This is a genomic window from Streptomyces sp. P5F9, from assembly GCF_057961495.1.
In genome coordinates this window covers 1-6909 of record NZ_JBXVPZ010000492.1, presented here as the reverse complement: position 1 = coordinate 6909, position 6909 = coordinate 1, and the positions used below count along the sequence as shown (strand labels likewise).

Annotated in this window: 4 protein-coding genes; all 4 read right to left on the bottom strand. The window is 67.9% G+C overall.

The genetic code is table 11. The annotated features are described in order from the left end of the window. The coding region (locus AC31A1_RS43455; RefSeq protein ID WP_489658593.1) for a WXG100-like domain-containing protein at positions 1-2903 on the bottom strand (2903 nt) is incomplete at its 3' end. A gap of 18 nt (positions 2904-2921) precedes the next feature. Beyond that, the gene (locus tag AC31A1_RS43450) at positions 2922-3287 is read right to left on the bottom strand and encodes a hypothetical protein (RefSeq protein ID WP_489658592.1); all 366 of its coding nucleotides are present in this window, start codon (positions 3285-3287) and stop codon (positions 2922-2924) included. Positions 3288-3294: 7 nt separating this feature from the next. Then, positions 3295-3744, bottom strand: a complete 450-nt coding sequence (locus tag AC31A1_RS43445) for a YbaB/EbfC family nucleoid-associated protein (protein ID WP_043678273.1) — start codon at positions 3742-3744, stop codon at positions 3295-3297. Next, a complete protein-coding gene (locus tag AC31A1_RS43440; RefSeq protein ID WP_489658591.1) occupies positions 3741-6875 on the bottom strand; it encodes an AAWKG family protein in 3135 nt (1044 codons plus the stop codon). The genes AC31A1_RS43445 and AC31A1_RS43440 overlap by 4 nt, the downstream gene beginning before the upstream one ends. Between the last annotated feature and the right edge of the window lie 34 nt (positions 6876-6909).

The following is a 6909-nucleotide window of genomic DNA, read 5'->3' as shown; positions in this document are numbered from 1 at the left end:
GGCGGGTCCGCGCCGGGCGCGCCCTTGACCGGTCCCCGCCGTCCGGGACCCCGGTGGTCGTCCGCGGGGTCGCCGACGAGGGTACCGATCAGTGCGAGGTGGCGGGGCCTCAGCCCACCCGACGCGTACGCCGGGTCCGACGCGGGCGTGAACCTCGTGGGGTCGCCCATCAGGCTGGACGTGCCGCCGCGGTGCGGGGCGGCCGAGTCGAAGCCGCTCTCGTCGCGCAGCCCGACCTGATGGCCGATCTCGTGGGCCAGGTCAGAGTCGGAGATGTCGGCCGGCCACGAGTGATGAGTCGCCGGAATCCCGTCCGTCGGGTCGGTGAGAGTGACATCGAGGTGCGGCGTCTCGCCGGGCGCGGCCGGCACGACGGTGACGTGCAGCAGGCTCCCGTCCCCCAGCCGGTGGCCCGGGGTGTTGAACACCCGCCGCACACCGTCCGTCAGCCGCTGCTGGACGCCGTCGACCTGCGCCCCCAGGCCCGGGTTGCCGGTGAGCCGATAGGTCACGGTGAGATCGGTGACCGGCTCCCCGTCGTGGGTGAAACGCCGTACGGCGAAACCGGCCCGCACCACGTACTGGGTACGTGCGCCGTCCGCCCCGAGGGGCCGGGAGACCGGATCGACCCAGGTGTGACTGCGCTCCGAGGGCGTCACTCCGCCGCGAGCATCCTCGAAACTGCCGGGTTCCGGCGCGGAGTCCGGGGTCACGGACGGAGTGAGATCCACGGACGGCACGGGGGCGGGCGTGCTGTTCGGCTCCGGTACGGCGGTGGCATCGGAGGAGGTGGTGGTGGTCGTCTCCGTACTCGGTGCCGGGGTGGCAGTACCGGAGTGGGACGGCTGGGTCGCCTCGGGCGCGGGAGTCGTGTCCGGTGCCGAACTGGTCGTAGGGGGCGCGGTGTTGCTGGTGGTGGCGACGGGGGTGGGGAGATCGGTGCGGGTGTCCGTGTCCGTGTCGGTGCCGGTGTTGCTGTCGGTGTTGCTGACGGTGCCGGGATCGGAGTGCGAGGTGTCGATGCCTTCGGTGCCCGTGTTGTTCGAGCTGCCGGTGCCGGTGCCGTTCGTGGTGTCCGTGCTGGTGCTGTCGGAAGTCGTGTTCTCCGGGCGCCCCGTTGTCGTAGTACGCGGGTTGCCGCCGCTGTTCGAAGACGTACCGGAACCGGACGTGCTCGTACCCGTACCCGTGCCCGTGGTCGGCGGTACGACGCTGGTGTTGGACCCGCTCGCGACCGGAACGTCCGGCGAGGGAGCCGGAGTTGAGGTGTCCGAGGTGTCCGCGGAGGTCGAGGTGTCGTTCTGCTGACCGGTCCCCTGTGCCTCGTCGGTACCGCCGTCCGTATCGCCCTGTTCCGGCGACCTCGTGGGCGTACTGCTCGTGGGCGTACTGCTCGTCGACGTATGGGCCGTAGGCGTGCTGGACGACGAGTCGCCCCCGCCGGACGTGCTCGTCGTCCCGTGCGGGACGTTGTTCTGGAGGTCTCCCCCGTCGACGTTCACGTCGTCGACGTGGGTGTCGTTGGACTCGGTCGGCGGGGTGTTCGTGGATGTGCGCGGGGGGGTGGTGATCGTCGGCGAACTGCCGTTGTTCGACGTCGTGTTGGTGGGGCCGGGGCCCGACGTGGTCGTCGAGTCGGACGACGGGCCGTTCGTCGAAGAGGTCGAAGGGCCGTTGTCCGAGCCGGAGTTGGAGTTGGAGTTGGTCTCGTCGTCCGGGATGTCCGCCGTGCCCAGGGTGTTCACCTGTGGCGGGGTGGTGAAGTTGAACTTGTTGCCGATCGCGCCCGCGCCCTGGCCCAGGTGGCGTTCGCTCATCGAGCTGAGGCCGGCGCCCAGGAAGGTGTTCAGGGGGTCGATGGGGAAGCCGAAGATGGACGCCGTGGCGATCTCGCCGAGCGTCTCCGCGCCGCCCTCGGTGATGAAGTGCTCGAAGTCCTCGCCGAGTTCGTGCTTCACCTTGTCGCCGAAGGTCTTCGGCCTCGGGGTGGGCGTCGGGTTCGGCTTCGGGGTGATGTGCGGGGTCGGCGTCGGATTCGGCGTGGTCTTCGGGTTCGGGGTCGGCGTCGGCTTCGGGTTCGGCGTGGGTGTCGGCTTCGGGTTCGGCTTGGTGTTGAGATCCGGGTTGTCGAACTTGTGGTTGTCGAACTTCTTCCCGTTGCCGCTGATGTCCTTGAACGGGTTGTGGGTGTCGAAGATGTTCTTGAAGTTGTTCTTCAGGCCCTTGCCGAGGTCCGAGAGCAGGCCGTGGAACAGGCCGGTGAACGCGCCGAAAACACCGTCCTGGATGATCTGCGACCAGTCGAACCCGTTGGGCCGGCGGCCCTTGGGCGCGCCGAGCATCATGGCCAGCCGTACCGCGAAGGTGGTGAACGCCTCTTCGATCGCCTCCGTGACGCTGGGCATCAGATGCGTCTTCTTCATCAGCCATTCCATCAGCGTGAGAATGGCGACTCGGCTGCGGGCCTTCGCCACCGCGGCCTGGCTGGAGGCGGAACCCCCGGTGAAGGCGGACAGCACCGCGATGACCAGCAACTCGATGAGCAGCCGGACCAGTTCGGCGATGATCTGCCACTTCGACTCCATGATGTCCATGGAGGACTTGGTCCGGGACTGCCCGATGCCGTCGAGCTGGTCGGCGAAATCCCGCAGGTAGTTGACGCCGCCGCTGTCGAGGAACATGTGCATCGCCCGCACGTAGTTGTTCCCGACCTGCGGCGGCAGCGCGCGCCCCACCCCACCGGCGGTCTGCTCGATCAGGTCCGAGAGGTCACGCATCCGCCGGCCCAGCCGCTGGTACGGCTTGCCGTTGGCGAAGGCCATGTCCTCGTCGGCCTGAAGGAACTTCTCGCCGATGAGCACGAACATGAGGTTGTTCAGCTGGGGCGACGCGTGGATGGTCATCAGGGGCGATCCGCTGCGTCAGTGCTTTCCGCCGTGCGAACCACCGTCGGTGTCGCCCGTGTTGATGTCGGAGTCGTGGATGGCGCCGAGTGCGCCGCTCTGGGTGCCCAGCACGCTCTTGAGGTTGGTGAGGGTACCGTCGCCGATGCTGACGATCGCCTCGGACAGGGACGAGCCGGTCTTGATGGAGCCCTCCCGTTGTTCCTTCTCCTGCGGCAGCATCTGCTTGGCGTAGCTGTCGTCGTGTCCGGGCCAGCCGGAGGTGGACGACACGTCCGTGATGAACTCGTTGATCATCTCATTGGCCAGCCGGCTGATCTGCTCGATCTGCCGGGTACCGGCGACGAGCGCGGGCGGGCTGGCGGAGTAAGCGTTCGACGACATCGTCTTCTCAGTCCTCCGGGTCTTCGCTGATTTCGTCGCGGAGCCGGCCGGCCCCGCGCCGTCGGCCGCCCTTGGGGCCCTCCAGGACACCGGGGCCGAAGATCTTGTTCCAGTCGACGTCGAAGCCGGTGATCTCGGGTGCCTCGGGGTTGGCCTTGGTGAAGGGCTCGAAGGTGGCCATGACGTGCCGGGCCATCCGCGCCCGTGCCTCCTGCACCGCCTCCAGCACGCTCGCGGCGAGCTGACCGGCGGGCATCGTGCGGTACTTGTCGTCCAGGAAGGTCAGCGCGCGCAGGTCGCCCTGCGCGGAGACGGTCACCTCGACCGCGCGGTCCGCGGAGCGCACCGTGCTCTCGGCGTGGGCGAGTTCGCCCTCGGCGCGGGCCACCGCGGCCTCGGTGGCCTCCAGTTCGGCCACCGCCTTGGCCAGCCGCTGCTCGATCGACTCGCTGCTCATCGGCCGATCACCGCCGGCGACCCGCCCTCGTCGGTGCCCCAGACGTCCTCGTCCTCGGTGAGCCACGCGTCGCGGGCGCGGTCGCCGCTCTCCGTGGAGCGGCCGTTCTGTCCGGCGCCGTTGCTGCCGGGGCCGCCCACCGGGTACGGGGCGCTGGACGTGGTGGGCCGGGTGTACACGACGTCCTCGTCCTCGTCCACGTTCGCCGCCCGGTTGGTCCGGCCGCGCCGGGTGGCGCCGTTGGACGGGTCGGTGAGGACGGCCCGGGTGCGCTCGCTGGTCCCGCCCTGGCCGCCGCCTCCGCCACCGCCCATACCGCCGCCGCCCATGCCTCCCATGCCGCCCATCCCCATCGGGTTGAGCGGGGTGCCGCTCGACGCCTGGGCCGGGGTGGACGCGTCCAGGGCGGCGGTGTCGAGGGAGTCGGAGCGCAGCGGGCCGCCGGTGTAGGGGGTGCTGTCGTAGTCGTCGTAGCCGCCGTCGAGACCCGAATCCAGGCCGCCGCCGGACGTGTTGAGACCACCACTGCTGAGGCCACCACTGCTGAGGCCGCCGCTGTTGAGCCCGGTCGTGTTCAGGCCGCTCGTGTCGAGGCTGCTGGCGTTGTTCAGCCCGCTCGTGTCGATGCCGCTCGTGTCGATGCCGTTGCCGTTGAGGCCGCTGGTGTCGATCGAGGACGAGGGGAGGTCGGTGCCGTCGATGTCGGTGGTGGTCGTGTGGCCCGACGGGTCGGTGGTGGTGAGCTGGCCCGTGTCCGGGTTGAGGGTCTGGGTGGAGCCGTCCGGGAACTTCGTGGTCAGCGTGCCGTTGTCGTTCAGCGTGGTGGTCGAGCCGTCCGGGTTGGTGAAGGAGTCGCCCGGGTCGAGATGCGTGGTGGTGACGTTGCCCGAGGGGTCGGTGACGGTGACCTGGCCGGTGTCCGGGTTGAGGGTCTCGGTGGAGCCGTCCGGGAACTTCGTGGTCAGCGAGCCGTCGGAGTTGAGCTGGGCCGTCGAGCCGTCCGGGGTGGTGAAGGAGCCTTCGGTCGGGTTGAGCGTCGACGTGCTGACGGTGCCGTCCGGGTTCGTGGTGGTGACCTGGCCGGTGTCCGGGTTGAGGGTCTGGCTCGTGCCGTCCGGGAACTTGGTGGTGAGGGTGCCGTCGTCGTTGAGCGTGGTCGTCGAGCCGTCCGGGTTGGTGATGGTGCTGCCCGGGTTGAGCTGCGAGACCGAGGTGCTGCCGTCCGGGTTCGTGGTGGTGACCAGGCCGGTCGACGGGTCGATGGTCTGGGTCGAGCCGTCCGGGAACGTCGTGGTGAGGCTGCCGTCGCCGTTGAGCTGAGTCGTGCCCCCGGTCGGGGAGTTGAGCGTGGTCGAGCCGTCCTTGGTGGTGTCGTTGCCCGAGTTCAGGAGCGACGGGCCGAGGGTGTTCAGCGCGGTGTTGGCGAGGTCGTTCGCGCCGTTGCCGTTCGAACCGTCGCCGTTCAGCGGGTTGTTGGTGTTGAGGTTGTTGAGGTCGTCGAGCCCGCTGCCGACGTTGTTCAGGCTGTTGCCGAGATCGTCGTTCAGGTTGTTGAGGCTCGAATTCAGGCCGTCACCGATGTTGTTGAGGCCGTCGTTCAGGTTGGTGTTGAGGTTCGTGCCGAGGTTGTTGAGGCCGTCACCGATGTTGTTCAGGTTGTCGTTCAGGCCGTCGTTGAGATTGTTGAGGTTGTCCCCGAGGTTGTTGAGGTTGTCGTTCACGTTGTTGTTGAGGTTGTTGAGGTTGTCGCCGAGGTTGTTGAGATTGTCATCGAGGTTGTTGAGGCTGTCGTTGAGCTTGTCGTTGTTCTTGTTCGCCTCGTCCTCGGCGATCTCGTTCTCCTCCTTCTGGAGGACCTCGGAGAGCGTCTCGTTGTTCTTGTTCTTGACCTCTTGGTCGAAGGCGTCCTGCACGTCGGCCCAGGCGTTCTTCACGTTGCTGAGCGCGTCGATGGACGGCTGCTTGAGCTTGGAGTCCGCGTGGTCCGACCAGCTCTTGACGGCGGCGTCGGCGACCTTCTGCCAGGTGGTGTGCTGGGTGAGGTCGCCGTACTCGGGGACGGACTGCTTGAAGTTGGCGTCGGTGGAGTAGGAGGTGTAGTCGCCGCCTCCGTACTGGCTGTAGGTGGAATGGTGCGACGACAGCACGTGGTTGATGTTGTTGTTGATGACCCACTGGCTGATCTCGTCGAGGATCTTCTTCAGGTGGTAGTGCGGGTCGTGCTGGCCGTCCGACGCCCAGTTGTTCCACGCGGTCTGCAGATCGGTGACCGCCTGCTTCAGCGCCGTCTGCGCGGCGGCCAGCGCGTCGCTCAGCTTCGACTTCGGGACGTAGCCGCCGAGGGTGGTGTTGGTCGGGGTGTAGTCGCTGCCGCCCAACTGCGAGACGTAGCCGTTGTAGTTGGTCTTCAGCTCGTCCAGCAGATGCCAGAAGAGGCTGGCCGCCTTGCCCTTCCAGGCCGCCTGGTCCTCGCCGAGCGAGGTCATCCACTTGTCGACGATGTCCGAGTGGTCCTTGAAGAACTGCACCACCCGGTCGAAGGACTGGCCGGTGGTCTCGAAGGAGAGCATGTCGACGGCGTTGGCGTCGATGACCGACAGTCCGCTGTAGGAGAAGCCCTGCGTCGAGTACGGCGACGCCAGCAGGTGGTCGAGGACCAGCTTGCTGCCCGAGATGTACTGGGCCATCGGCCCCGAGTCCCACTGGACGTGCGAGTACGAGCCCTCGAAGGCGCCGCCGCCGGTGACCTCGCCGCCGCTCCAGAGCGTGGCGCGGCCGTGCTCGTCGACGGTGACGCCGATCATCACGATCCGGGCCTTCTTCATCTTCACGCTGTTGTGCGCGCCGTCCCCGCCGGCGTCGTAGAAGGCCAGGTCGTAGTCCTCGCCCTTGTTGACCTGCCAGCCGCCGATCGCCGAGTAGTCCGCCGCGGTCACCGACCTCATGCTGATGCCCTGGATGTCCATCCGGAACAGCTTGAGGTCGCCGAAGTCGTCGTTGGCGGAGCTGCTCAGCTTGTCGAACAGCGTGGACCGGGCCGGGATCGTGTAGCCGGTGAAGTCGGTGACGGCCTGGGCGAAGTAGTCGTCCGGGTCGTAGTTGGCGGTCCCGGTTGTGGTGCTTTCGGCCATGGGGCGGACTCCGCTGCGGAGGAGGGGGACTGGG